The organism is Nostoc sp. PCC 7107, from assembly GCF_000316625.1.
GTDB lineage: Bacteria > Cyanobacteriota > Cyanobacteriia > Cyanobacteriales > Nostocaceae > Nostoc_B.
Genome location: NC_019676.1, coordinates 5,924,887 through 5,951,146 on the forward strand (window position 1 = coordinate 5,924,887; position 26,260 = coordinate 5,951,146).

Sequence of the window (26,260 nt, forward strand, 5' to 3'; positions counted from 1 at the left end):
ATCGCTACGATAAAAACAGCAGCAATCTCTCAAAAGAGTGAGCAAAATAAGCAACCAACCTAAATCCGTCCGTTGTTAATGCTTTAGCATGTTTAGTGTAGTAAAAGTTGGTTTATCAAGCCCGCAAGTTATTTCCCATTCATAATTTAGCAGTGCAGTGTAGGTATATGTAGCCAACTTGGCAGGAATAAATAGAACTAGGTTGGGTGCATTCACTTTCGGCAAATAGCCCGCGTAGGCGGACTTGGTTTGTGTAGCCGCGATTTCCAATCGCCTGGTGTTTCTTCCAAAAGTGGATGCTCCCACTAGGTTATCACCCTCTTTTACCTTCTTTAACTATAGTTAAAATCTAGTTTCATCTTAAAAGAAATACTACCAACGCGGTTAACAGTTTCGCTATTAGGTACAACTTGCCAACCGAATCTTTGATATAAATGCAAAGCGGGATTTGCGCTTCTAACAGTGAGTGATATAGAAGGGTAGGATGTTTTAGCTGCTGTGAGTAAATGAGTCAGTAATTTAGTTCCTATACCTTGATTTCTACATTCTGGAAGAGTTGCGATCGCAAGTTCTGGTGTAAAGTCATCAACATAGCCATATCCTGGACTTTTCCCTGTTAATAATCGTATCCATGCTGCTCCCACTGGTTGATTGCGGCTTTTATGGATAGCAACAAATCCCAAATCGTCTTTACATCCCCAACCTTTAACATACTTTGATAAATCAGGATGAATCATGACATCCTGTATTGTTTTTCCTTCTTCTCTCATTTGCGCCGCTTCGTACAGCATTTGCCATAAAAACGGTTCATCTTGTAGTATGAGGAGACGAATTGAATAATCCATATTCTACATTTTGCTGACGCTAGAATGCTGCGATCGCCAAAAACATACCACAAATTAATATGCAAAAACCCCAAGATATTCATCTTAGGGGCTTACGTCAATTAAAATTTTTCTTTCTTACACAGGAGTATTAAGGCTTGCTGGCTACTCTTGGTTGGTCTAAATAACCATAGACAATTCGAGAAACTTGACTGATAAAATCTCGCGCTTTTAAATCATTAAAAGGTCTTCTGACAAAAATTCCGGCTAAGTAGCGCTTACCAGATGGCATTTGAATAATCCCGGCATCACCGAGTACAATGCCTAGAGTTCCGGTTTTGTGAGCAATTACCGCACCTTTACCCAGTCCAGCTGGTAATAACTTTGTGTTGTGAACACGGCGCATAATATCCAAAACTTTGCTACGGCTGGAATCAGTCAATAATTGATTTTTTGCCACCAGCGCAGACAGCCTGACTAAATCTTTAGCGCTAGTTGTATTAGTTCCCTTAAAGTCGCCGAGTAAATTCCGCACGACGGTGTTTTGCAGTCCCCAACCACGAAAACGCTGATTTAACTTAGCTTTACCACCTAATCGATCAATCACCATATTGGTAGCTGTGTTGTCGCTGATGGTAATCATTTTAGTCACGGTTTCTATCAGACTAAAACGAGTTCCCGCACGCTTGTATTGGAATTCTCCTGAACCTCCAGTTACTAAGTCACGCCGCATAACTAAGGTTTCATTTAATTTGACTCTACCTGCATCTACTTCTTGAAATAACGCTACTAAAATGGGAAACTTAATTGTACTAGCAGCAGGAAAGATTTTCTCACCGTTTAAATCGAGATAGTTACCTGTCTCTAAATCTAAAAAGAACATTCCTGCGTCCAAGGAACGATAACGAGCCGCCAAGGCTTTGACTTGCGATCGCAGTTCTGGTATTTCTTTCCCTAAAGGTACAACTCCAGCGAACAAAGAAACATCACTCACGGAAACCGGAATTTGCTCTTCACTAGTTGAAGAAACATTATTATCAACAGGATTTTGAATGCGTTCTACCGATGGAAATTTCACTATCCAGTGGGTAGAAGAATCACCTTGCAGCAGTAACTTGCTAGGGTCAACAGTGTATCCAGGTGCTAATTCAACTACTAGTCTTGTTGTAGTATTGTCAACCTTACCAACACGAATTTCGCGCACTGTGGAGCCAAAGTTTTTCCGCACAGTATTTGTATTCAGTTGTGTACCCGGAAGATCGATAACTAACCGCGTGGGATTTTGAATTAAAAATGCTCTTGGTTTAACACCAGATGCCGTAGTAATATTCAGTTGATTTTGTGCGGTGTCAAAACTCCAAGATTCTAAGCGAGATGCTCGTACTGGAGAAGAAAGCAGGACAATACTGACAACGCTAAACAGAAATAAGCGTAATCTCATGCGTGTGATTATGTAGAGCGAAAGTTGAATTTACTTGCACCAATTTTCGAGGTAGTCTGGGTTGATCCGGACTAAACTCGAATCATAATTCGTGGCAAATCATTACGTCAAGACACGCAAACCGCAGAATAGTTCCTTTACGCCAAATTCAATTAAGAATAAGGGCAGAAAATATAACTGATAGAGATAGATTTTTGACGCTATGTTTTATAAACTTAGTATTAGGTTATCAGAAATAGCTTGCATTTCCGATAAAGGTAATCTTTGTCAAAAAGCCACAAATTATGGTCAAAAATCCAGCTTTTTTGGAATATGGGCTATTGCCCGAAAAATTTGAGATTTTGGATGTTGGGTTTTGCTATCGCTACATCCAAACTACTTGCTTTCATGAAAGCTTCGTCAAAAATCCGAGAAGGCGTTTGGTATTAGCAGTCAACAGAGTGCGACGGTAAGCATCGGCGGCTTTTTTAATGGCTTCAGCTTGGGTGGGGTAGGGATGAATGACGCTGCTTAATTTACTCAAACCGATTTTATTGACAATTGCGGTGGTAACTTCCGAAATCATCTCACCTGCGTGATTAGCAACAATGGTAGCACCGAGAATTTCGTCTGAGCCTTTTTTGTGGAGGATTTTGAGAAATCCTGCTTCTTCATGATCGGCGATCGCGCGATCTACACTACTAAAAGGAATTTTGATTGTTACTACATCAATACTTTGTTGTTTCGCTTCATGTTCATACATTCCTACATGGGCAATTTCTGGGGATGTGTACGTTACCCACGGCATGATTAGACTGCTAAGTTTAGCACGCCCCAATCCAAAGGGCGAAAACAGGGTATTTTTAATGACAATTCGCGCCGCTGCATCAGCAGCATGAGTAAATTTCCAGTTCATGCAGATATCCCCAGCCGCGTAAATTTTGGGATTTGTCGTTTGCAAATAATCATTTACCTGCACGCCGCGCCGCGTATCGTATTTTACCCCAACACTTTCTAAATTCAAACCTTCTACATTAGGCGATCGTCCCGCACCTACTAAAATTTCATCCACTGTCACCGAATCTCTGTAACTGTTAGTCGAAAAGTAAAGTCTTTTTCCTTCGGTCACAGCCACAACTTCTTCTAATTGGCAATTTAACACGACGCGAATTCCTTCTTGAATTAAGACATTCTGCACAATTTCGGCTGCGTCAGCATCTTCTTTATTTAACAGGTGAGAACCGCGATGTAATAGTGTAACTTCACAACCTAAACGTTGAAAGGTTTGCGCTAATTCACAACCAATTGGCCCCCCACCAATTACAGCTAATTTATCTGGGCGTTGAATTAAGGAAAAAACTGTTTCGTTAGTTAAATAACCAACATTTTCAATTCCCGGAATAGAAGGTTTTACCGCCCTTGCACCTGTAGCAATTACCGCTTTTTTAAACCGGAGAATTTTACCGCCCACTTCCACAGTATTATTGCTGGCAAATTGACCATTACCTAAGAAAACATCAACACCCATATTTTTAAAGCGTTCCGCCGAATCATGATGGCTAATAGCCGCCCTTACCCGCCGCATCCGTTCCATAACTGCGGGAAAATCAATTTCAATTTGTTGTTTGGGAATATTAATTCCTAAATTTTTTGCGTCCCAAATCTCACCAATCACTCGCGCAGAACGGATAATACATTTGGATGGTACACAACCTACATTTAAGCAATCTCCACCCATGAGATGCTTTTCGATTAATGCGACTTTTAAACCTAAATCTAACCCTGCTGCACCTGCGGCTACTACTAATCCCGCTGTTCCTGCGCCAATAACTACTAAGTCATAACAATCAGCAGGTTGAGGATTTACCCAGTTTTCAGGATGTACATGAGACACTAATTTTTGGTTGTACTCATCTACTGGGTGAACAATGACTCTTGCTAATTCCATAATGAAGTGTGAATTATGAAGTATGAAGTGTGAAGTGGGAATTATGAAATGTAAATTATGAATTATAGAATATTAAGTACTAAATTTTAACTTTCAGCCTTCAGACTTCATACTTCATCGTTTATTTTTACTTCTTCTGCTAAAGCTTTACGGGCGATGCGGGTGACATAAATTGTCACTGCAACTGTGGCGATAAAGCCAATTATCCGAATAGCCCATTGTATTGTGGGGTGACTTGGTTGACTGTCTGTGCCAATTAGGGCTAAATTTCCCGCCAAGGAACCAATATAAACATACATAATTGTGCCAGGAATCATGCCCACGGAGCCAATAAAATAATCTTTGAGGGAAACTCCAGTGACACCAAAGGCGTAGTTTAATAAGTTGAAGGGAAATATGGGAGAAAGTCTAGTTAATAAAACAATTTTTAATCCTTCTCGACCTACTGCGTTGTCTATGGCGGCGAAATTTTGATTATTGACAATTTTATTTGCAACCCAGCCTCTAGCTAAATAACGTCCAACTAAAAATGCGGCTGTTGCGCCCAGAGTTGCACCTACAAATACATACAATGAACCCCAAACTACACCAAAAACTACACCCGCGCCCAAGGTGAGAATTGAACCAGGCAAAAAAGCCACGGTGGCAATAATATACAGCCCAATAAAAGCTAATGCACCAACTGTTCCTAAACTTTCAATCCATTGCAAAGCATTCCGTAAAATAACTTGGGGGTTGAATGAGGTTGTTGGTGCTGCTGTTTGAGCCAGGGCTGATTCTGGGTGAAATAAAATTGCGATCACTACAGTTATTATTGCTAACATTGGCAAAAAAAGTTGACTTGATTTTTGCCAATTGATCCTAAAAAATTTATTTTCCATATTTTTCATTCTGCTCTTCCATTGTTTCTATTTCTGCCATGCTTTGATTTAAGGCTTTATAGGCAATTTTAGTAATATAAATAGTTACGGCAATAGTAGCAATTAAGCCAATGATTTGCATAATCAATTGATAAGTTTTTGCTTCTGGGGTGAGTGTTTGATTTGGCATATTAGTCATAGCTAAATTGCCTGCTAATGTCCCAATATAGACATACATGACTGTTCCAGGAATAATGCCGAAAGAACCTAATACATAATCTTTAAGAGAAACTTGTGTTACACCAAACACATAATTTAATAAGTTGAAGGGAAATAAAGGACATAACCGCGTTAATAAAACAATTTTCCATCCTTCTTTAGCAACTGCTACATCAATGGCTTTTAATTTAGGATGTTGCTCAATTTGGCGTGATACCCAATCTCTGGATACATAACGTCCAATCATAAATGCTAAAACTGCACCAATAATTGCGGCGATTAAGACATAAACTGAACCCCAAAACAAACCAAATAAACAACCTGCTTTTAAAGTTAAAACTGAACCAGGAATAAATAATAATGTCGCTAAGTTATAAATGCCTATATATGCAACTGCACCCCAAATTCCCAAGCTGTTAACTTGCGTAACTAAAGTAGTAAAAATATCTGAAAATTTAAAAAATCTAGCAGCAATTATCACTACCGCTACAAGTATCGTTAATAGTAAGAACTTAAGTTTGCCCTTAAATTTTGGCTGTGGTTGTGTCACCATGATTTGTCCATCCTAAATCATTTGTGCAAACATCTCTCTGTGGTTGGTTACATAGTCTTTAATTAAGATAAGCTATTTAAATGAGAGATAGCTTAATTCTTCCTAAATCTTTCCCGGCGATACCAACTACGAATTGGTGCTGGAGAAACACCAAACAAATAAGCAATAATAATAATTTGATTGAGTAAAGTAGTTTGAATAACTCCTTTTTGCAACCATCGCCGCGCTGAAGTTATGACTGGCGTGTTGATAATGACAATGTTTCCCATAGACTTTAATCGCCGGATTAGTTCAAAGTCTTCCATGATGGGTAATTCTGGAAAACCACCAATTTCTTGAAATACTTGTTGAGTTAAAAAGATTGCTTGATCACCATAAGGCATTTGCATTAAATGCGATCGCCATTTTACTCCCAATTCCACTAACTTTAAACCTAAACCTGGGTGATCAATCTGCAAATTAAACGCACCAGCCACTGTTTTAGGCTGTTGTAACGCCGTGCGAATCATTGCATCAAAACCAACTGGTAAACGAGTATCAGCATGAAGAAACAATAATACATCGCCACTCGCCACTGTCGCACCCGCATTCATTTGCAGCGCACGACCGGGAGATGAGAAAATAACTTTAGCACCTAATGACTGAGCAATATTTACGGTGTCATCACTAGAACCACCATCGACCACAATCACTTCTATATTTGCACTAGATTGAGTACTGGCGATCGCTCCTTTAATATTTCCGGCTTCGTTGAGAGTGGGAATAATAATTGAAACTTTAGCAGTAGTTAGGTTTACCAAACTCATTAGTATGATTTACACGCATCATGTAAGCATACTACAGTGATTTTAGATGCAAGGCGATATTTTGACAGCGAAGAAATTATTAACCGTGCTTTAGACTGAATATTATCAGGAGAAAAATATCCCTGACTTCTGTGAAAAGCTGGGGATATGAACTACTCGATTTTTAATAAAGGAGAATGAATATTAATTGGTTAAACAAAGACTTGATACATTATTAGTAGAGTTAAATTTATGTACTTCTCGCGCTTTAGCACAAAGACTAATTCAAGCAGGAGAAGTGACTGTTAATCAGCAGATAGTTGATAAACCGGGGACAGAAGTAGATATTGCGGCGCAAATCAAAGTTAAAGAGCGATCGCGTTTTGTCTCCCGTGGAGGCGATAAACTCGCCAAAGCTTTAGAAGAATTCGCCATTTCTCCTGCTGAACGGATTTGTATAGACGGCGGAATTTCTACAGGGGGTTTTACCGATTGTTTACTTCAAGCAGGAGCCAGCTTAGTTTATGGTATTGATGTTGGTTACGGCCAAGTTGATTGGCGCTTGCGGAATGATGCGCGGGTGATATTGCGAGAACGCACCAATCTGCGACAACTACAACCCCAACAATTGTATGGTGAAGGCGATCGCCTTCCCGATTTAGCGGTGGTGGATGTATCGTTTATTTCCTTAACCAAGATTTTGCCTGCACTGTGGCAATTAACTCAAGCTCCCCGTGAAGCGGTATTGTTAGTTAAGCCACAATTTGAAGTCGGAAAATCCCGCGTTGGCAAAAAAGGTGTAGTGCGTGATTTTAACGACCAAGCTGATGCTATCTTTCAAGTATTACAAGCCGCTAATCAATTAGGCTGGAAATACAAAGGCTTAACTTGGTCGCCCATTACAGGCCCGGCTGGGAATGTAGAATATCTTTTATGGTTAGGGATGGAAAGTGAAACACCACCGCCAAATTTAGATGTAATTAAACAACTGACAAAATCAGCAATGGCTAACTTACACGAGAATTAAACCAATTATCAGTATTTATTGATAACTGTTCACTGTTCACTGTTAAACATCGTAGATCAAACACTCTAAAGCTTCTGGGTGTCTTTCGCAGAAAGATTCTAGAGAAGTTTTGCGGTTTTTTGCTTGCTGTTGATGAGATTTTTCAGCTTGTAATTCTTCAACAATATCCCAAGCCACAGCACAGTTAGGAGAACCATCGCCGTTCACTTCACAAGTTGAACGAGCTTCTGCGATCGCTTCAAAAATTGCTTGTTCAATGGTTTTGTTACCATTTTGCTCAGATTGGTTTGCAGTGTCTAATCTGTCATAAGTTGCTGTCATGATAAATCTACCTTTGTTTACTGAGATAGAGAGATGTGTGCTGCTGTGAAATTCACAAGCCAATACTTTCAGTTTAGATAAGCTAAAAAAATATTGCTGTGGTGAATACCCTCTTTTAATAAACTAAATTAATTGGGATTTCCCTCTTGTCATTTTTGATGCAAAAAGGTAAGACCAATTTTATGAGACGTTGTATACAATGTCTCTACAACAACTTCAATGGTGCATTGCAAATTAGCAATCTAGGGCAATTATCAGGAGAATTTGATACAAGTTGACGAATGCTAATGAACAGCAACAATTAGAGAAATAATTCTTAGAAAATATCAATATTTCATGCCTAATTCTTGTTGTAAACGATACAGAATTGTATTTTGGTCAACTTCTGCGAGAATTTCTTGAATGACAGTACTAGCGCCTAACTGTCCCCAAGTGCAGCCTTTTTCTAAATAAACTTGAGCCGCTTTACCCACAGCATAAGCACCATAACCCGCAATTCCCGCTTGAGCGATCGCACTACCAGCAAAACCAGTAATATTAGCTGGGTTATCACCACTAGCGATCGCCGCAGTACTTTTACCTAATCCTAAGACAAAACTACTGCCTAATTCGCCAATTAATAAACCGCCAGAACTGAACAAAATAGTTTTAAAAATCTTCCCCGCCTCATAGCTAGTCATCGGTAAACCATACAACCGCGCCAAAGCCCGAATCAAAGCTAAATCAGCAAAAGTTCCGCCGAGAATATCTAAAAAAGCAATGGGGTTGAGCGCTACAGCTAAAGCCTTATATTTAGTAAATTGCCAGATAATCTCTTCTGCTTCTTGTTCGCGTAAATCAAGAGTTTTTTGCGCGATCGCGGCTTCTGCTTCCCGTGCTTGTAGCAGTGCATTTAAAGCCAAAAGCGATCGGCCTTCCCGATTGAGAATCTTCAACAGAGTTTCCTGAAGTTCTTCAATTTGCGATGGTGGTGTTTCCCATTCATAACTTACACGCCCATCCGGCCATTCTACACGCACTTCCAGCGGTGCAGGTTCCGCCGCCACCATCACAATTTCATCGGGTAACAAAGGCTTACCTTGGGGATGTCCGGCACCCAGTTGTTGTAAATTTTGATAAATTGCGTCTCTATCTGTATCTGGGTAAAGATCGATTTTGTTAAATACCAAAATCAGTGGTTTTTGCGCCTGGCGTAAATCTAGCAATCCTTGATATTCAGTTCGTGTAATATCACCAGACACCACAAATAAAATCAAATCTGCTTGACGTGCCACATCTCGCGCCATTTGCGCCCGTGATTCCCCAGCAATTTCATCTAATCCTGGAGTATCAATTAACTCTACGATAATTTTGCCCCCCGGTGGTTGCCATCTCACAGAACGCGGCCATTGAGTCACCCCATTTAACGGCCCAGTTTGCAAAATCTTCTCTCCCAGCAAAGCATTCAACACTGCCGATTTTCCCCGACTCACCAAACCAAAGACAGCTATTTTAATTAAATTAGAGTCCAGTTTACTGAGTGTGGCATTCAAAACCTCTAATTCTGGCTTTACCAAACCCGCCAATTCTGGGTTAAATGATAACTGTCCTGACTTGCGAAGATATCCATACCAAGATAACGCTTGTCGGAGACTAGCACGGGCGCGGTTTAAATGAGTTTCTTCCAGGTTACGGTTACGCACGGGGATTTCAGGTAAAACAAACAATAGGCTACAAGGGAACTTGCTGAGTATCAACCTAATTACATCAAAGCTTTGAACAATCAGCAATGACCTAATCTATATGACTCTAGCCATATCTCTATTCTGCTTTAATTTCCAGCCTGTCTGTGTTATTGGTTAGTACTCTAGGTCTGATTCTTCCACAATCGGCAACTCGATGCTGAATTCTGTTCCCCAAGCTGGATCAGATATCATATTAATTCGCCCATTATGGCCGTCAATAATTTGGTAACTAATCGACAAGCCTAATCCTGTACCTTGACCGATGGGCTTAGTAGTAAAGAAAGGATTAAATATTTGATGATGAATTTGGGAGGGTATGCCGTTACCGTTATCCTTGATGCGAATAGTAACGAAGCGATCGCTTAATTTCTCTGTCCGAATCCAGATGCGACTATGATGATTTTGGGTTGATTCTAGCGATGGGCTATGCCCCGCTGCAAGCGATCGCAATTTTTCCGCTTCTTCTAAAGCATCAATCGCATTATTCAAGATATTCATAAATACTTGATTGAGTTGCCCAGGAGAACAATAAACCAAAGGCAATTCATCATATTCTTTAATCACTTCAATCCCACAATGATCAGCGTTAGGGTTGAGGCGACTTTGTAAAATCATCAATGTAGCCTCTAAACCCTCATGAATATCCACTAGTTTGAATGTTGCTTCGTCTAACCGTGAGAAGTTTCGCAAAGATTTCACAATCTCTGCAATTCGCCGGGAACCCATCTGCATTGAACAGAGCAATTTTTTGATATCTTCTTTGATAAAATCAAGTTCCAGGGCTGCAATTGACTCCTGAATGACTCGACTGGGATGAGGATATTCTTGCTGATAGAGGTCAATTAGTTTGAGTAAATAATCATAATATTCACTGGCGTAACTCAGATTCCCATGAATAAAGCTAATTGGATTATTAATTTCATGGGCGATACCTGCAACTAACTGTCCTAACCCAGACATCTTTTCTGTTTGCACAGCCTCAAGGGCATTTTGCAGTTTCAGGAGAGTGTGTTTTAAGATTTCATTCGCTTGCGCCAGTTCTCCCTGAATGCGTTGGCGCTGTTGAATTTCCTTACTTAGCGCATGAATTTTTTGGTTCAGCACAACAAATTCATTTTTCTCGCGCTTTTCTAACCGGAGTAAAATTATCGCTGGGCTATGATGCGATCGCGGTTGGATGACTGCACCTTGACTACGGCAAACAATCCCCTCCCCTGCGGATTGGTGGATAGTAAAAGCGCCCAACATCATTTGACGACATTGGGCGCAAGCTTTAAGATAGTCAGTTACTTTCTCTGGCGAATCGGTGATAAACTCACTCAAATGCTGACCAACCAGTGCTTTACTAGTTTTACTAAACAATTTAGTAGCAGCTTGATTGACTGCCAAAATTTCACCTGTGCTAGTTAGAATCAGCATAGGTTCTGGCAAAACCTGGGCAAAAGTTAAAAATTGATCAGGTGTCATGTTGAGGTATTGCAGCAGGATCTATGCTATTGCACGGAATACTAACAGAGTAAACATCAAAAGACTCAGCCATACTTCAGGGAAGCAACTTCAGCCGAAACATATTACTGATACTAGACTTTAAAGTATTCTTGTCCAGCAAACTCCTCTACTTCTGCACTTGGTTTGAGATGAATAATCACTGTGCATTCCTTTGCACCTCTAGCGATTGTGTCTTTTAACTCGACTCTTGCATAACCGAGATTATCCGCTGCGATCGCACCAAATATATTTGATGTCATCACACACATAGCTTCGCGCCCTTCTACCTGTTCCGCAAAGGGACATCTGCGATTGCCTAAAACTATTTTCTCGTCACTTTCTTCAATTACATAAAAGTCTCCTTGAATCCGGCGTTTCCAATCTACAAGCACTGCTGTAACCTGCTCACGCGAAAGATTGGATAGTTGCAAGCCGTTATGATATATCTCGTTGACATACTGACCAGTTCGATAACCAACTACATTCAAAAATCCTGCTGCTTCTTCAATACCAACCACATCTTGTAAAGTTCCCGCCAATTCTCGAATGATAGTCCGCAGAAACTGATCACGTTCTATCGGTAATTCTAAAGATGTTATCTCGTCATTGAGCAAAGATGTTTGAATCATGATGGAGTTATTCCCTGGATATCTACGTAGAAGAATCTTCAATCGCAATGTATTAGAGGAAAATCAGTGAAATATCAAAATCTCTTCCTTTAGTACCATTGACACCTAACTAAGAGTAGTTTTCCCTTACTAGTTACAAAACTCACATCAACAGTGAATAATTTATCTAATTTCAACTGGTTTCAACATTCTCGGAATTTATAAATGCCTTGTAGGCTTCAATTTTACTAGCCAACCGTGCCGCCAAAAACGGACTTGCATCTTTCAAAGCTGCATAAATCTGCATAGCTTCTTCTCTGTATTTGACAATTTTTTCTTGATTCCAGTAATGTGGTGGTGCTTGGAGATTCGTGATTCTATCTGCCAACTTTACCATCCAGACTTCTGGCAGCTGTTGTTTTATCCTGGTTAAACTATCATCCATTTGCAGATGTTTTGCCAAACTATTATCTTTAGTTAATGCCAGTACACCTTGGGCGACTGCTTCACCAAACTCAGCTTTAATTTGCTCAAAAGTTGTATCAGTGTCTTCGATTGTGTCATGCAAAATTGCACATTGAACTGCCAAATCAGCGTCAGCCACGGTTTCCACGCTTAAAGCTGCAATTATTTCCATACTCACAAAACTCAGGTGCATGATATAAGGCAGTTCTGAACCTGGCATCTTCTGATTTTGATGGGCGATCGCCGCAAATTTATAAGCCCTTATATAACTTTCTTGTGACCAGTTTTGGATATTCATATCAAAAATTATAAATCTAATATTTAATTTACGTAAAAACTCAGATACCCGACTTCTTTAAAGAAGTCGGGTATCTTGCTTATCAGAAATAATTGAAGCTTGCTGACTAAATTTTCTCCCCAGTAATGGCTGACTTAGCAAATAATCGATTACGGCGAGAAAAACCAAATAAACCAACTACAAAAAGTAGCCCCATCACAGTACTTGGTTCTGGTACTGTAGTTGAAACAGGCGGTTCTGGATTTGGCTCAGTTGGAGTTACAGGTGTTTCCGGAGTAGGGGTAGTTGGAGTTACAGGTGTTTCAGGAGTGGCATTAGTTGGAGTTACAGGTGTTTCCGGAGTAGGATTAGTTGGAGTTACAGGTGTTTCAGGTGTTTCGGGAGTAGGGGTAGTTGGAGTTTCAGGTGTTTCAGGCTGTGGCTTGGGTACGCTGGGTAAGTTACCAGCAAACTGAGTATTATGAAACTCACCACTACCAGATAAAGAAGAAGCAACTAAAGTTCCTTCTACATTCCCGTTATTAAATTGGACATTAGCTTTGGTTGCAAGTACACTACCGTAGAACGAGAAACCAGTTGTTTTGACTTGAGTTGCATCAACAAAGTTAAACAAAATATTTTGCTTATTGAGACCATTAAAATTGAGTCCAAAGTTACTAATGTTGACGCTATTACCTAAAATATTAAAAATTACTGTAGAATTACTACCTACTCCAGCAATATTCAGATAAGTACTGTTAGAAAACTGTGAACCATCAATAGTAAAAATATTTAAATCACTATTGTTACCCTGGAGATAAATTCCACCCCATTTATACTCTGTATTACCTGTAGAACTTAAACCACCTAAAGATTCAGAAAGATAAGTTAATTCTTGACGGGCTGTCTCAAAATTAAGCGGTGTACCTGAACTAACACCACAGTTTGAAGAACAGTTAAAATTCACAGAAGTTTTAACACTACCACCGACAACCGCATTACCACCAAAAACTTGACCACCGTTGTAGGTTAAATCTCCACCTACAATCAATCTAGTATCTGTACCATTAGAATTAGCTAGACGGTCAGCAATACCAAAATTGCTGAATGTAGCATTACCACCAACAGCTACACGGCCTTCAGAATCAGAACTTTGATTCATGTCTCCGAACACGAAGACATTATAATCTTGCGCGACTCCCAAATTAACAGCCATAGCTGGTTCTATTAAACTCGCTATGGTAACTGTTGCTAGAGACAGAGGAATCAATGCAAATGTTGTTTTGTGTCTTTTCGACATGGATTTAGGATGAAATAAATAACTATCTTACTAATCTAGTTGTTATTCAATTAATGTTAAATAAATGGAGCATGAAATTATTGAGAAAATACAGCATTGTCAGCTTAATTGAATTACCGTATTTTCTACATCATTCAATAAAGCTGATATTTGTATACAGTATTTATGCTATTAAATTAATTCCGGAATCTTCACCCAATCATTTCAATATATAGGACTCATATTTGATTTGGGAAAAAATCATCATATTGCAATACGATTCACTTAAGAGAATATTTGTTGGGTGTTGCGATCGCAACACCCAACAAGATCAAGACTTTGTTGAGTTCCATTCCTCTGCCCAACCTACACCAGTCTAAGCTTTTAGCCACCTCAACAGCAGTAATTTCTTGAGCAAAAGACTTAATTGTTTAGGTTGAATAATTTTAGTTTAATTACCCTCTTGACATTACATACACTATATATTACATTTGTAGTACAAAGATAACAACCCAGTTCAAAATTATCAAAACTTGGGTCTGTAGCTCTAACGGTAGAGTTCCCGGATTCCACTTGTGTCCTAACAGAAGAAGCTTACATACTTGCTCAATAGTAGAGCGATCGTCTTGAGAACGATAAGTGCAGGTGCGATTCCTGCGTGTGTCACCACAGCTTTTTCAACTTACACGAGGAGTGAGTGCAACTCTCACAGGGAGGGTATCGGTTCAATTCCGATCAGATCCATTAAATAATTTGTCATTAAACAAGAGGTGATTGTCATGGTTCATATTCGATTTGAAGGACGTTCTGTTGATGTTGCAGAAAGACAATTGGGAATTGTTGCACAGATGAATGATGTCGCAGTCAAAGAATGTGTGGCGAGACATTTAGATGTAAATAGCGATCGCCTTTCTGCATACATCGTAGATCGTCGCCCTAGCGGTGATTTGATTGTCCGTCCTGAAGCTGTTTACGGTTGAAGACCCTAACTAACTTCCGTGTCCTAACCTAAAAAGCATACATACACATTGATAACGGCTCTAAGGTAGTAAAATTCGAGCGATCGAACTAGCGAAACATGATTTCTAAGTCTCTTGCAGATTTAGCGTGCGTGTCCACTGCCAATATTTGGTAAGAACGGCCGTAGTTGTAAAAAGCTTTTTGAACTTGCACGGAATTATTTAAACTTTATTCCGCGCCCTAACTTGTAAAGCCTACACACTATCCAGCAATGGATATACAGGTTCGATTCCTGTCGCTCCCGCTCATGGGAGCGTAGCCAAAATGGTAAAGGCAATTGTTAAAACTGCTTTGCTAACTTGTGCGGAATTCCAATAATTGAAATTGTATTTAACCAAAACATTCATTCAATCATAGAGAGGTGAGTTCAATGATGTCCGATAACTTATGTAACCACAAAACCCCATCAGTAAAACCATCTTTAAATAACATAAGTTATGAGCGAACATCGTTTGAGCGAAATTGTAATTGAACGTCCTCGTTGTGGCAGAAGAATTAGTCTTAAAAAGCAGACAGGCTATAAAAAGCAACTAGATAAACTCACCCAGGAAGCAATTGAAGACGGATTGTTTAATCCCTACCTGATTAAAGCTCAATACAGACATAAATCAAAGTATCTTTCTGATCATCTTGGCCCTCTGCGGCGGTTCTTGCGCTCTAAAGTTGGGCAGCCTTGGAATGATGCTTACAGCGAACTATGTCAAAGATTAGATCACAACACAATGGCAGGACAGCACGTTATCGGTCATCTGTGGGATTACGTTGAACGCTATGTAAGAATTATTGATGGTGTGGTTTATCGGCAGGCTTATCAAGGGATTCAATATCCGTTAGATGGCAATTACCGCGATCGCTTTTATATTCATCCTGAAACTGGGATTCTTTGTGCAGTTGAAAAAAAGCCTCGCCAGCTGTACAAGCCGCCGGAAACGGATTTTATCATTGTGGATGATTATCATCAATACCACAAAATCAACGATATTTGGTATTTAATTACCTTTGCTGATTTTCCGCTAACAACTAATCAGGTAAATGATGTTTTGCAAGGTTTAATTAATTATTCTGCTTTTTATTATGGAGGGCGTAAAATTTACGCGGCCAGTAAAAAACAGTGTAATAAGAAAGAGATTCGATTGATTTTAAATCAATTTTCTCAAAAGTAAAATTTTCCACTTCGTGTCCCAACCGTAAAAGCTTACATACTAGCCGAATTGGAACAGGCACTTGACTTAAAAGCAAGCAAATACAGGTTCAAATCCTGTGTGTGAATCAACAGCTTTTTCAACTTACATGAAGTAATTTTATTCAATTGGTAGTTGTTGCCGCGCCCCGATCGCAGAAGCTTACATAACTCTGAATCAGTTATATACAATGCTTCTGGAACTTGCGCGGTGACTTTATCGCCCCGCGTGCAACATCTACCTCCTGCAATTTTGGATATACATTGCAATCTAAAATCTAAAATCCAAAATCTAAAATTTTTTTGAGGAGGTTTCTATGAAAACCGCAGAACGTGATCTGCGCTTGGAAATGCTCAACAGTTTGCTGACAACCCCTCACCGCAAACTTGAGCAAGTAGCAGAAATTCATCAGTTAATTATTGAACTCGACCCCATATTCTACGGACATTTGGCAGTTTGGTATCAGCGTCATGGAGATGTGCGAGACCACAAGGAAGTGTTTGTAGCTCACTTGCTAACCAGCAATTTGACTGAACACAGAGATGCTGGATTTGTGATGCTGCAAGACTTTCCTCCTTATGAAGTGGCTCGGATAGTAGACTTCATGAAGCAGCAGCAAAATAAACTACCGCGTTCGGCTCGGACTGCGGTGCGGCGTTATCTGAAAGCGCGGGAAAGTAATCCAGCTTTATTTGATCGCGCGGCGCTGCGAGGACGTAAGGCTATGAAGCACTTGTATGCGTCTCTGCATATCAAGCCGAATGAACGAGCAAACGCGATTTTGTTCCGTGATACACCGCCAGAGGGTTCTTTAGCAAATGTGCTGAAGCAACTTGCTAAGGCTGGAAGTACCGCCGAACAAGCAAGGTTGATTGTGGAATTTAAAATTCCGTATACTATTGCGATCGGTGCAATCAAACAACTCACACCAGTTGTTTTGGTGGCGTTAATCAACAGTATGACTCCCCAAGAAGTGATCAATAACCTCAAGTCACTCCAGGCGAGAGGTGCAATGGATCATCCAGAAGTCAAAAAGTTGATTGATTCTAAGCTGGAAGACGCATCTAAAAGTGGGCGTGTGGCTGCATTCAAGGCGCAAATTGCCGTAGATAACGCAGATTTCGACGCAGATACTGTTGCACGGCTGGAAAAAGTCACCAACGAACAGGTAAAACGCCGGGGTACGATCGCTCGTCCAACCGCCTTACTGGTGGATAAATCCGGCTCAATGGAAAATGCGATCGCTCTTGGTAAGCAACTTGCTGCTCTTATTTCTGGTATCACCCAAGCAGAATTGTTTGTCTACGCCTTCGATACCATTCCTTATGCTGTTACCGCCAAAGGCAAAGAGTTAACCGATTGGGAACGTGCTTTTCAGCACATCAATGCAGGTGGTGGTACTAGTATCGGCTCTGCGTTGGAAGCAATGCGGAAGAAAAAGCAGGTAGTTGACCAGATTATTTTGGTGACAGATGAAGGGGAAAATGCGGCTCCTTACTTCGGTGAAGTCTACAAGACTTACTGTCGGGAGTTTGCGGTAATACCTAATGTGGTGATTATCCGTGTAGGTGGTCATTACAACTGGGTAGAAACTCAACTGAAGCAGCAGCAAGTACCTGTAGAAACTTTTACCTTTGCTGGTGACTACTACAGCTTACCGAACCTCGTCCCACTCCTGACGCGTCCTTCTCGTCTAGATTTGCTGATGGAAATTCTAGATATGCCGTTGCCTGTGCGTGATGATAAGTGATTTTTAAAGTATGGTAATGCTTACTATGATTAATAATAAGCATTGCCCACTTTTTAGATTTTAACTATTTGTGTTTTGCTCAAGCCAAGCAATTAAATCAGATACATTTGCAAAGTCTAAAAAATCTTCTCCTAAACTTTCCAACTGTTCAGTAGATAATCCTTGGACACGTTCAAGTATGACAGAATTTATCTGACCAAACCGTCTATTAATAAGACGTAAAGTATATTTCAAAGCTTCCTTTTTTTCTCCTTTCTGCAAAATATCTTGATAAATTACTGACTCTTGCATAACATCCTCCCGCAATAATTGACGAATAAAATCCTTTTGAAACTTTAACCCGGCTAAAATTTCTGTGTAAGCGGTGGTATTTTGTCTAGTCTCGATATCTGAAATTTTAGCAATTTCCTCGGCAACCTGGGATAATAAGGTTTGCGGTGAATTTGTGAGGGTTAACGGCGCTAAAGGTAATAACGCGAGATTGCTAAGAAATAGTGCTGAATCTTGCTCCCACATTCTGATAACTCGATAACGGTGGGTTGTGACTTCGCTGACAAATTCCTCCGTAAAAGCAATTTCGTCACTTGTCTCTTGCAAGAAAATCACTACTTGTGTGATGGGAACTTGATATTTACGTGTTAATCTCACGTAATAATCTAGCATCCTCAGCGCAATTGGTTTTTGCGATTTGACACTAGTTTGAAATTCCAGATGCAGGATGCGATTTTCTGTTTGTAAGAATGTTACTGAGTCTGCGCGTATGGGTTCGATGCTTAATTCAGTTTTTAAAATTTCAATTTTTTGCGGTTCTTGATTTAATAGCCAACGCGCAAAATCAAAGGGATATTGTTCTGCGAGTATTTTGCACAGGTTATCATATTCTGCCATCTAAACAATGAAGCTTGATTTTATTGGTTATTTTATCTGAAATTGGTTTTTTAACAATATCTCAATTAACATCTCTAATATATTGTAGTATATTGTAGTATAAATCCGGCGTGACCTAACTTGTGGAGCCTACATACTAGTACGAGAGGAAAAGTAACACTGTCAAATCAGTGGGCGTTTGTGAATAAGGAGTGCGAAAAACCTGGAAAGTAGGCTTGAAAGTAGCCATCTTTTAAAGAGTGTGTAACAACTCACCAGCGGAGTTCCTTTAGTAACTGAGAAAACGCAATGCTCCACAAACTTGCACGCGGGATTGGACAACTATCTTCATAAAAACAAGATCCCCGACTTTGTTAAAAAGTCGGGGATATGAAACCTACAGATTAACAAATTCACACTTTATTTTAAGTCTTTGATTTTAATATTTGTATCGCTTTAAAGCCTTCTATAGTCTGACTTAAAAATAACATGGGAATAGCCAAGCCAAAAGGTTTACCTGTTTGAATCAAATTGTAAATAGCAGTTAACACATTTAGCGACATCAATCCTACTGCAATACCTAATGCAATTTGCGATTTACGCTGCACAAAAAAACCTAGAAATAGATACAGCAAACCAAAAAACAAAAAGCCAATTCCCAATATTAAATAATCAGGGAATCGATTACTAAAAATAAAAGCTAATATGCTGAAAAAAATGCACAGGACTCCAACTGCATAAACTGCACGGTAAGCAGATGCTAACTTTTTTTTAGACTCTGATAATTGTTGTATTTCTGAAGTCATAATTGTTACTTTTATTGTGCAAATAAGCGTATTCTGTTAGTCGCCAAAAAGTGCTATGTTTTTTATATACTTAATCTAAATAAAAAGCTTATGTAATTATGCGTAATAGTGGATAAATTATGGTTAACATCCGTAAGCTAATTAATCAAATTGCGATCGCTGAATCTGAGTTGTACACTACCCAATTTCTCGCGCCATGTGTCAAAGGTGGACGAGTTCGCACGCGGGTAGCGGGAATGGTTTACACCTTCATCCCCAAGCCAAGTAAATTTGAAGGTTGGGGTATTTTTCAGGCGGTGGATGTAAAGGCAGCAAGGGTTTTGGAAGAAGCAGACTTACCCCAGATTGGGGAATATTTGCAACACTTTCCCCAAATTCGGCTGCGGTTAGTACATCAATTGCAAAGACAAACTTGGTTAGGATATCCCATCAATGAAGCAGATATGCGTCAACGGTTACAAGTGGTGAAACCGATCGCAGTTCATTTAGTAACAGATGGTGTTGTTTTTGACCAAATCATCGCTCGGTGGAATGGACAATCATGCTGGTTTGAAGAGATTGATCGCCGCACCGATCCGATAATTGTGGAAATTCTGCAATCTGCTGTGAAGCAACGCATTCCAGTTGAGGAATTGCAGTTTAAAGATTTGACTCCAGAAATTCGCACTGTGTATGAGTTAGTAACTAAGCAAATTGATGGCTTTACTCAACCTCAGCAAGATGAAAAGCGACTAAAGAAAGCATTGCAGATGGGTGGTGGTGAATTAAACCAATTCAACGATCGCGGTGATTATTGGACAGTCGATTGGACAACTGCGGATGGTGTGCGTCACAGCAGTGCGATCGCAAAATCTGATTTGACTGTAATTAGTTCTGGTATTTGCTTGAGTGGACGCGATCGCGATTTCGATTTGCAATCTTTAGTTGCTGTCATGGAACAACAATCATAAGTCAAAAGTAAAAAGTTAAAAGTAAAAAGAGAATAATTTTAGTGATTCATATTTATTAGGACTTACGCAAAAAAACTCTCAAACTCTCATTTCTCTGTGAACTCTGCGTCTCTGTGGTTCGATTTTCCGTAGGCTGTGCGTACATCCTATTTATTTTTACTTCTTACTTTTGCCTTTTTATTTTTTACTTTTAACTTGGAGCCAAGCAATAATGAGTATTTTTTTCCACGAACAGCTTTATCGCAGCAATGCTGTCATGACAAAGCTCAAGAATTATCCTGTAACAATTTGCGGCGCAGGTGCATTAGGCGCTAACATTGCTGAGAACTTAGCTCGGTCTGGGTTTGATCAACTGACGGTGATTGATCGCGATCGCATTGAAGAACGTAACCTTTCGACTCAGCCTTACTACCGTGCTGATGTGGGCGCATTTAAAGCAAAAATCTTGGCGAACAATTTATACCGCGCAATTGGGACTAAAGTTGATGCGAAAACAAAGGAGTTGACATCAGCAAATACTCCTCAACTACTCAAAAATAGCCAGCTAATTATCGATGTCTTTGACAACAGCATCGCACGTCAAGCAGTGAAAGATTACGCTGATCAATTTCAGATTCCTTGTATTCACGCTGGGTTAGCCGCTGATTATGCAGAAATTATTTGGAATGACGGTTATCGCGTCCCTTCTGATGTGAATGATGATGTCTGCGACTATCCACTGGCGCGAAACTTGGTGATGTTAACTGTGGCTGTTACTTGTGAGGCCATCGTTTCATTTATTGCTACAGCACAACAGCGTAACTTCACGATCACTTTGAAGGATTTAACTGTTAAACTGCTGTATTTTTGAACTCAGAAACCACAATAAACTCTCAATAAATTGTATGAAAAAGGGAAAGCCATAACTTTCCCTGAACTATGAAGTTCCTACTAAACTCCCATATTTAGTAGCAATAGCTTTTAGCTTATTCAGTTGCTTCTTAAGATTATTCAAGTCGTTTACCAAAAAAAACATACTAAAGTCACAATTGTATTCATTACTTTAGTCACGAAAATTGTGATTCTCAGATACCCAACCTCTTTATTTTAAGAAGTCGGGTATCTTGATTTATGAATGATTTAGAAGGTGAATGTGGTTCGGATTGTCCCAATCACAATGTCATCGTTGTCGTTATTATGGTCTGGTGCAGTTAACCAGATGACTCCTGGAGTGATGCTGATGTTATCGCTCAGTTTATATTGGTAGAAACCTTCTATATGCAGTGAAGTATCAGGATCTGTACCAATAGTATTTCTTAAACCAGTACTAGCACCTGTGACTTTTGGTTCCATCCCCACAATAATGCCACCAACACTACCTTCTTTACCTAAATCGGGGAAGGCGAGTGTGACTGCATAGTTCCAAATGTCCAATTCACCACGAGGAATAGTACCATTATTTGTGTCAACTGCTGCTAAGGTACGCGTGTTGGTATAGCCAACCCAACCACCAAGCACGAATTTTGGACTAAGTTGGAAGGATGCTTGGAAACCGTAGGAGTTACTGGAAATTGGTAGATTTAGTTCGTCTCCTAAAGCATCAGTCACAGCAGGATTAGCGGCCAAGGAAGTGCGTAAGTTAGCACGGTTGCTACCAGCAGTCAAGTCAGCATTATAGGAATTAACGTAGGTAAAGCCGAGGGTCAAACCTTTAGTCGGTTGGACTGTTAACTGTCCCATAGCACCATAAGCACCATTAAATAAACCATTTCCAGAGGTAGGATTATCAGGGCTGCTGGCTAGATAACCTAAACTTAATTCCAATGCGTCGTTGAACTGGTGTCTCAGACCAATTCCCGCACCAGCAACAGGATAATAAATTGGGTTACGTGTACCAAAGTTAGACAATGCACCAAAATCACCATCACCGTCAAAAAATGGGTTTACGGTGTTGGTAAAATCATCGGCTGCACCAGCGTTGGCTTCTAGGATAACTGTGGTTTTTTCGCCTAGAGGAAAGCTATACAACAGTGCATCTATAGCCACCTCATTATTATTACCAGAACCGAAATTTTCATTATCTACAAAGCGCAAATCCCCTTCTGGTGTGAGGGTGGAAGCGGACAACGCATCTAGGTTGGTAGCTTGCAGTCGAGTTCTTAACAGGTCTTTACCAGTAAAACTGGTGTTGAAATCAAGGCGGATTCTATCACCAAACGAAGTTCCTCTATCAAGATTATTACCATTGGCGCGATCGCCTGCAAAAAAGCTGATTGGTGCAAAAATAGCAGTACCACTGAGTTTGGTTGTGGTGGAAAACTGATTAGCTTCTAACTCACTGGTGCGGGCTTCTAAAGCATCGACACGACCCCGTAATGTGGCTAGTTCTGCGCCAAATTCTTCTTGGAGTTTTTGTAATTTGGCTAAATCTTCTTTGGTGACTAAATCTGCTGTGGCGGTAGCTAGTAGTTCGTTGACTCTATCTAAACAAGCATTTAAACCCGCCGCAAACTCATAACGTGTGAGTGCGCGATTACCACGATATGTACTATTTGGATAACCCGCAATACAACCATAACGCTCTACTAGTGATTGCAATGCTTGGAATGCCCAATCTGTAGGTTGTACATCCGATAATTGAGACACAGAGGTCACTTGTGCCATTACCTGTTCTTGATGAAGATTCTCAAGTATTTTACCTGGATTCACAACAACTAATGACTGATTTTTATTTTCTAATGTGGTCGATGCTTCCTCTGCAAATGTAATAGTACTGATGGATATTACAGTGCTGCAAACCGCAGGAATAGCCAGCAAATACTGCAATTGTTTGTGCATTTTTCCTCACACTTCTTTGTCGTCGATAGCGCCCAAAACTGCGCTTTGTTTAATCACACTTTTAAAAAGTATTCTCAAAATATTACCAGTAGTAAGTAACTCTTTTAATAAAGCAAGTCAAGAAATGTTTATTTCTTTCAGTAATTAGTCAGTAAAAAAAATCACAGATTAGTAAAAATCGCTGTGGCCGCCGACACAAAAATTTTCAGGGATTTATTGCATGAGAATGAGAATTATTATAATATTAATTTTTAGAATAAGTATCATTGTCATAGTGGCAAAAATCAAACAATTGTCCTTTTCTCCGAGAAAGCTGATGACTAGGACTGATAAAAGACAACCCAGGGGTATTTTGTCGTTAATTTATCTGCTCACATTGCTAGTGAGTGTTAGCGGCTGTAACCAAGCAAATACTAATCCAAACACCAGTGTTGAGAATTCACCACAGACGCAAGAGGCTTCCTCGCCATCAGCTAAAACCAAGGTCGTAACGACATTTTTACCAATGTATTTGTTGACTAAGGCTGTGGCTGGTGATGCGGCTGATGTGGAAATTTTAGTTCCTCCTGGTACAGAGGTGCATGAGTATCAAGCAACACCAGATAATGTGAAAGCGATCGCCACAGCTAATATATTAGTTAAAAATGGTTTAGGCTTAGAAGAATTTCTAGAAAGTACAGTTAAAAATGCTCAAAATCCTCAATTAGTGGAAATTGATGCAAGTAAAGGTATTAAACCTTTAAACGAAATTTCTCCAGTAGAAACTACCACAGCAGCAGAAAAAGACCACGACCACGAACATGCAGACGGAAATCCTCATGTTTGGTTAGATCCTGTTTTAGCAAAACAGCAGGTAATGAATATTCTATATGGATTAATTGCTGCTGATGCTAAAAATAAAGCTACTTATACAGCTAATGCTACGGCTTATATTCAGGAATTAGACAAGTTAAATAGTGAATTTCAACAAGCTTTGCAAAAAAGACCTAACTGCACTTTTATTACTTTTCACGATGCTTATCCATATTTAGCGCAGCGTTATAACCTCAAACAAGTTGCTGTGGTGGAAATTCCTGAAGATCAATTATCCCCTACCGATGTTCAAAAAGTGGTGAATACAGTCAAAAAATACAAAGTAAAAGCTTTGTTTAGTGAACCAGGTATTGATAATAAATTACTTAAAACTCTGTCGCAAGATTTAAAATTAGATTTGCAGACTCTAGATTCTTTAGAAAAAGGTGAAAAAGACCCACAGTATTATTTCAAAGCCATGAGATTAAATTTGCAAACGCTCGAAACAGCATGTCAGTAAGCTAGGGAGGGAATAGGAAACAGGAAAAAGAAAGTAGAATTTTACTTGGTTTTTTCCCAAAATCAAATATGAATCCTGTATTAAATTTTATAGTAATTTTCCAAATTTAATTTATGAACTTACCTATTTTAAAAGTAGATGGATTAACTGTATATCAAGGTAGTTATTTAGCGCTACGAGATGTTTCTTTTGAATTATTTCCAGGAACAGATACTGCCATAGTTGGGCCAAATGGTGCTGGTAAAAGTACTTTAGTCAAAGCAATTTTAGATTTATTACCGCGGAATGCTGGCACAGTCGAAATTTTTGGTTATCCAATTACAAAACTAGGCAATTTACGTCACGGCTTGGGCTATATGCCACAAAATTTTATTTTTGATCGCAGTTTTCCTATTTCTGTGGCTGAATTAATTGGTTTGGGATGGAATAAAAAAGTCCAACAGCAAAAAGCCAAAGTGAAACATTCGTTGTTGTCTCTATCTCAACTGTGGAAACAAAACCGAGATAAAACAGCAGCAGTCACAGAAGCTTTACGGCGTACTGGAGTTTATCATCTGCGACATCAACCGATAGGAACTCTCAGCGGTGGTCAACTAAAGCGGGTGTTACTAGCTTATTGTTTAGTCATGCCTCGAAAACTTTTGGTACTAGATGAAGCCTTTGCTGGGGTTGATATGCAAGGTGCAGCCGATTTTTATGTTTTATTAAATGAGTTGAAGCAAGAAGAAGGTTGGACGATATTGCAGGTTTCCCATGATATTGATATGGTAAGTCGCCATTGCGATCGCGTTCTTTGTCTCAATCAAACTGTGGTTTGTACTGGTCAGCCAGAATTTGCTTTATCGCCAGAAAACCTTTTAGCAACTTATGGCCCAGGCTTCAGTCGTTATCACCATCATCATAATTAAAATGTATATTTTATTCAAGTTTATTTAATTTTTATTATACAGAATCTAAAATTTTTAAATCTTTCTGAATAGTTAATTTCTCTATTTTTAACTGTGTAATTTATTTAGTAACCAAGCCACTGCACTATCAACATCTGCAACTTGTTCACCTGCTGGTACTTTTGGACGCTTCACCATAACGACCTGTAGATCCCGTTCTCTCGCAGCCATAATTTTGGCGTAAGTTGCATCACCACCACTATTTTTACTAACGATGGTATCAATGTTGTGCTGAATCAGAATTTTCCTTTCATTTTCTAAGACAAAAGGGCCGCGATCGCACAATATCATTCCCGGTGGTACCAAGGCATCTTTTCCCGGAGGATCAATCATCCGCATCAAAAACCAAATATGCTGGAGGTGGGCAAATGTGCTTAGTTCTTGCCTACCAACAGTTAAGAATACTCTTTTTGCTTGATTTTTTAAAATATCTGCGGCTGCGCTATTACTATCTACTTCAATCCAGCGATCGCCTGTCATTTTTTCCCAAGCCGGACGAATTAACATTAATCTGAGTATTTTTATTTTATTGGCCGCCGCCGCCGCGTTGTAGGATATTTGATTAGCGAAGGGATGGGTAGCATCAATTAGTATGTCAATTTTCATTTGACGCAGATATTCCACAAGTCCTTCCACACCACCAAAACCACCAATTCGCACATTCCCTGATGGAATTGATGGTTCACGGGTGCGACCAGCTAAAGATGCGATCGCTTCAATTCCATTGATATTTGCAATTCTCACACCGAGTTCCGCAGCTTCGCCAGTGCCACCCAAAATTAAAACACGTTTATACTTAGCATTCAGCACTT

At 39.6% G+C, this 26,260-nt stretch carries 24 protein-coding genes and 1 tRNA gene; 9 read left to right on the top strand and 16 right to left on the bottom strand.

The features are described from left to right. Nucleotides 1-332: 332 nt before the first annotated feature. The 6 genes from NOS7107_RS25235 to NOS7107_RS25260 all read right to left on the bottom strand — a co-directional run bounded on the left by NOS7107_RS25235 (nt 333) and on the right by NOS7107_RS25260 (nt 6,630). Nucleotides 333-845, bottom strand: a complete 513-nt coding sequence (locus tag NOS7107_RS25235; RefSeq protein WP_015115774.1) for an N-acetyltransferase — start codon at nt 843-845, stop codon at nt 333-335. Nucleotides 846-975: 130 nt separating this feature from the next. Further along, complete coding sequence (locus NOS7107_RS25240; protein WP_015115775.1) at nt 976-2,265, bottom strand: serine hydrolase; 1,290 nt, start codon at nt 2,263-2,265, stop codon at nt 976-978. A 385-nt stretch (nt 2,266-2,650) separates the two neighbouring features. Further along, a complete protein-coding gene (locus tag NOS7107_RS25245) occupies nt 2,651-4,192 on the bottom strand; it encodes a mercuric reductase (protein WP_015115776.1) in 1,542 nt (513 codons plus the stop codon). Nucleotides 4,193-4,299: 107 nt separating this feature from the next. Beyond that, complete coding sequence (locus NOS7107_RS25250) at nt 4,300-5,016, bottom strand: TVP38/TMEM64 family protein (RefSeq protein ID WP_253274482.1); 717 nt, start codon at nt 5,014-5,016, stop codon at nt 4,300-4,302. Between the two features lie 46 nt (nt 5,017-5,062). Beyond that, complete coding sequence (locus NOS7107_RS25255) at nt 5,063-5,824, bottom strand: TVP38/TMEM64 family protein (protein ID WP_015115778.1); 762 nt, start codon at nt 5,822-5,824, stop codon at nt 5,063-5,065. 92 nt (nt 5,825-5,916) lie between these two features. After that, nucleotides 5,917-6,630: a TIGR04283 family arsenosugar biosynthesis glycosyltransferase gene (locus tag NOS7107_RS25260; RefSeq protein ID WP_015115779.1), complete on the bottom strand. Its 714-nt coding sequence runs from the start codon at nt 6,628-6,630 to the stop codon at nt 5,917-5,919. Nucleotides 6,631-6,817: 187 nt separating this feature from the next. Here NOS7107_RS25260 and NOS7107_RS25265 point away from each other — a divergent pair, with 187 nt between their 5' ends. Continuing rightward, nucleotides 6,818-7,636 (top strand): TlyA family RNA methyltransferase, encoded by an 819-nt coding sequence (locus NOS7107_RS25265; RefSeq protein WP_015115780.1) that lies wholly within the window; start codon nt 6,818-6,820, stop codon nt 7,634-7,636. Between the two features lie 42 nt (nt 7,637-7,678). On the opposite strand, the gene NOS7107_RS25270 is transcribed toward NOS7107_RS25265, so the two are convergent. From NOS7107_RS25270 to NOS7107_RS25295, 6 genes are all read right to left on the bottom strand, one after another. Beyond that, a complete protein-coding gene (locus NOS7107_RS25270; protein WP_015115781.1) occupies nt 7,679-7,957 on the bottom strand; it encodes a Calvin cycle protein CP12 in 279 nt (92 codons plus the stop codon). A gap of 326 nt (nt 7,958-8,283) precedes the next feature. Next, entirely contained in the window at nt 8,284-9,639 is a 1,356-nt protein-coding gene (locus NOS7107_RS25275) for a DUF697 domain-containing protein (RefSeq protein WP_015115782.1), read from the bottom strand. 156 nt (nt 9,640-9,795) lie between these two features. Next, entirely contained in the window at nt 9,796-11,148 is a 1,353-nt protein-coding gene (locus NOS7107_RS25280; protein ID WP_015115783.1) for an ATP-binding protein, read from the bottom strand. A gap of 113 nt (nt 11,149-11,261) precedes the next feature. After that, nucleotides 11,262-11,798, bottom strand: a complete 537-nt coding sequence (locus NOS7107_RS25285; protein ID WP_015115784.1) for a methanogen output domain 1-containing protein — start codon at nt 11,796-11,798, stop codon at nt 11,262-11,264. A gap of 172 nt (nt 11,799-11,970) precedes the next feature. Next, nucleotides 11,971-12,540, bottom strand: coding sequence for an HD domain-containing protein (locus tag NOS7107_RS25290; RefSeq protein ID WP_015115785.1), 570 nt, complete (start codon nt 12,538-12,540; stop codon nt 11,971-11,973). Between the two features lie 106 nt (nt 12,541-12,646). Then, nucleotides 12,647-13,819, bottom strand: coding sequence for a choice-of-anchor A family protein (locus NOS7107_RS25295; RefSeq protein WP_015115786.1), 1,173 nt, complete (start codon nt 13,817-13,819; stop codon nt 12,647-12,649). A gap of 758 nt (nt 13,820-14,577) precedes the next feature. Between NOS7107_RS25295 and NOS7107_RS25305 the strand changes: the two genes are divergently transcribed. The 4 genes from NOS7107_RS25305 to NOS7107_RS25315 all read left to right on the top strand — a co-directional run bounded on the left by NOS7107_RS25305 (nt 14,578) and on the right by NOS7107_RS25315 (nt 17,749). Next, nucleotides 14,578-14,778: a hypothetical protein gene (locus NOS7107_RS25305; protein WP_015115787.1), complete on the top strand. Its 201-nt coding sequence runs from the start codon at nt 14,578-14,580 to the stop codon at nt 14,776-14,778. 477 nt (nt 14,779-15,255) lie between these two features. Next, nucleotides 15,256-15,981: a hypothetical protein gene (locus NOS7107_RS25310; protein ID WP_015115788.1), complete on the top strand. Its 726-nt coding sequence runs from the start codon at nt 15,256-15,258 to the stop codon at nt 15,979-15,981. A 33-nt stretch (nt 15,982-16,014) separates the two neighbouring features. Continuing rightward, nucleotides 16,015-16,085, top strand: a tRNA-Leu gene (locus NOS7107_RS28830). A 230-nt stretch (nt 16,086-16,315) separates the two neighbouring features. Then, nucleotides 16,316-17,749 carry a VWA domain-containing protein gene (locus tag NOS7107_RS25315; protein ID WP_015115789.1) on the top strand — a complete coding sequence of 478 codons (1,434 nt, stop codon included), beginning with the start codon at nt 16,316-16,318 and terminating at the stop codon, nt 17,747-17,749. A gap of 60 nt (nt 17,750-17,809) precedes the next feature. On the opposite strand, the gene NOS7107_RS25320 is transcribed toward NOS7107_RS25315, so the two are convergent. Both NOS7107_RS25320 and NOS7107_RS25325 read right to left on the bottom strand, forming a co-directional pair. Continuing rightward, nucleotides 17,810-18,637, bottom strand: coding sequence for a DUF4351 domain-containing protein (locus tag NOS7107_RS25320; protein WP_015115790.1), 828 nt, complete (start codon nt 18,635-18,637; stop codon nt 17,810-17,812). 404 nt (nt 18,638-19,041) lie between these two features. After that, the gene (locus NOS7107_RS25325) at nt 19,042-19,422 is read right to left on the bottom strand and encodes a hypothetical protein (RefSeq protein WP_015115791.1); all 381 of its coding nucleotides are present in this window, start codon (nt 19,420-19,422) and stop codon (nt 19,042-19,044) included. Between the two features lie 119 nt (nt 19,423-19,541). Here NOS7107_RS25325 and NOS7107_RS25330 point away from each other — a divergent pair, with 119 nt between their 5' ends. Both NOS7107_RS25330 and NOS7107_RS25335 read left to right on the top strand, forming a co-directional pair. After that, the gene (locus NOS7107_RS25330) at nt 19,542-20,372 is read left to right on the top strand and encodes a hypothetical protein (RefSeq protein WP_015115792.1); all 831 of its coding nucleotides are present in this window, start codon (nt 19,542-19,544) and stop codon (nt 20,370-20,372) included. 211 nt (nt 20,373-20,583) lie between these two features. Beyond that, nucleotides 20,584-21,222 (top strand): ThiF family adenylyltransferase, encoded by a 639-nt coding sequence (locus tag NOS7107_RS25335; protein ID WP_015115793.1) that lies wholly within the window; start codon nt 20,584-20,586, stop codon nt 21,220-21,222. A gap of 269 nt (nt 21,223-21,491) precedes the next feature. Here NOS7107_RS25335 and NOS7107_RS25340 read toward each other — a convergent pair whose 3' ends face one another. After that, nucleotides 21,492-23,189 carry an iron uptake porin gene (locus NOS7107_RS25340; RefSeq protein WP_015115794.1) on the bottom strand — a complete coding sequence of 566 codons (1,698 nt, stop codon included), beginning with the start codon at nt 23,187-23,189 and terminating at the stop codon, nt 21,492-21,494. 316 nt (nt 23,190-23,505) lie between these two features. Between NOS7107_RS25340 and NOS7107_RS25345 the strand changes: the two genes are divergently transcribed. Together NOS7107_RS25345 and NOS7107_RS25350 are read left to right on the top strand one after the other, a co-directional pair. Next, entirely contained in the window at nt 23,506-24,501 is a 996-nt protein-coding gene (locus tag NOS7107_RS25345) for a metal ABC transporter substrate-binding protein (protein ID WP_015115795.1), read from the top strand. Nucleotides 24,502-24,614: 113 nt separating this feature from the next. Then, nucleotides 24,615-25,409, top strand: a complete 795-nt coding sequence (locus NOS7107_RS25350) for a metal ABC transporter ATP-binding protein (RefSeq protein WP_015115796.1) — start codon at nt 24,615-24,617, stop codon at nt 25,407-25,409. Between the two features lie 87 nt (nt 25,410-25,496). Here the strand turns inward: NOS7107_RS25350 and NOS7107_RS25355 are convergent, their stop codons facing one another. After that, nucleotides 25,497-26,258, bottom strand: a complete 762-nt coding sequence (locus NOS7107_RS25355) for a cobalt-precorrin-6A reductase (protein ID WP_015115797.1) — start codon at nt 26,256-26,258, stop codon at nt 25,497-25,499. Between the last annotated feature and the right edge of the window lie 2 nt (nt 26,259-26,260).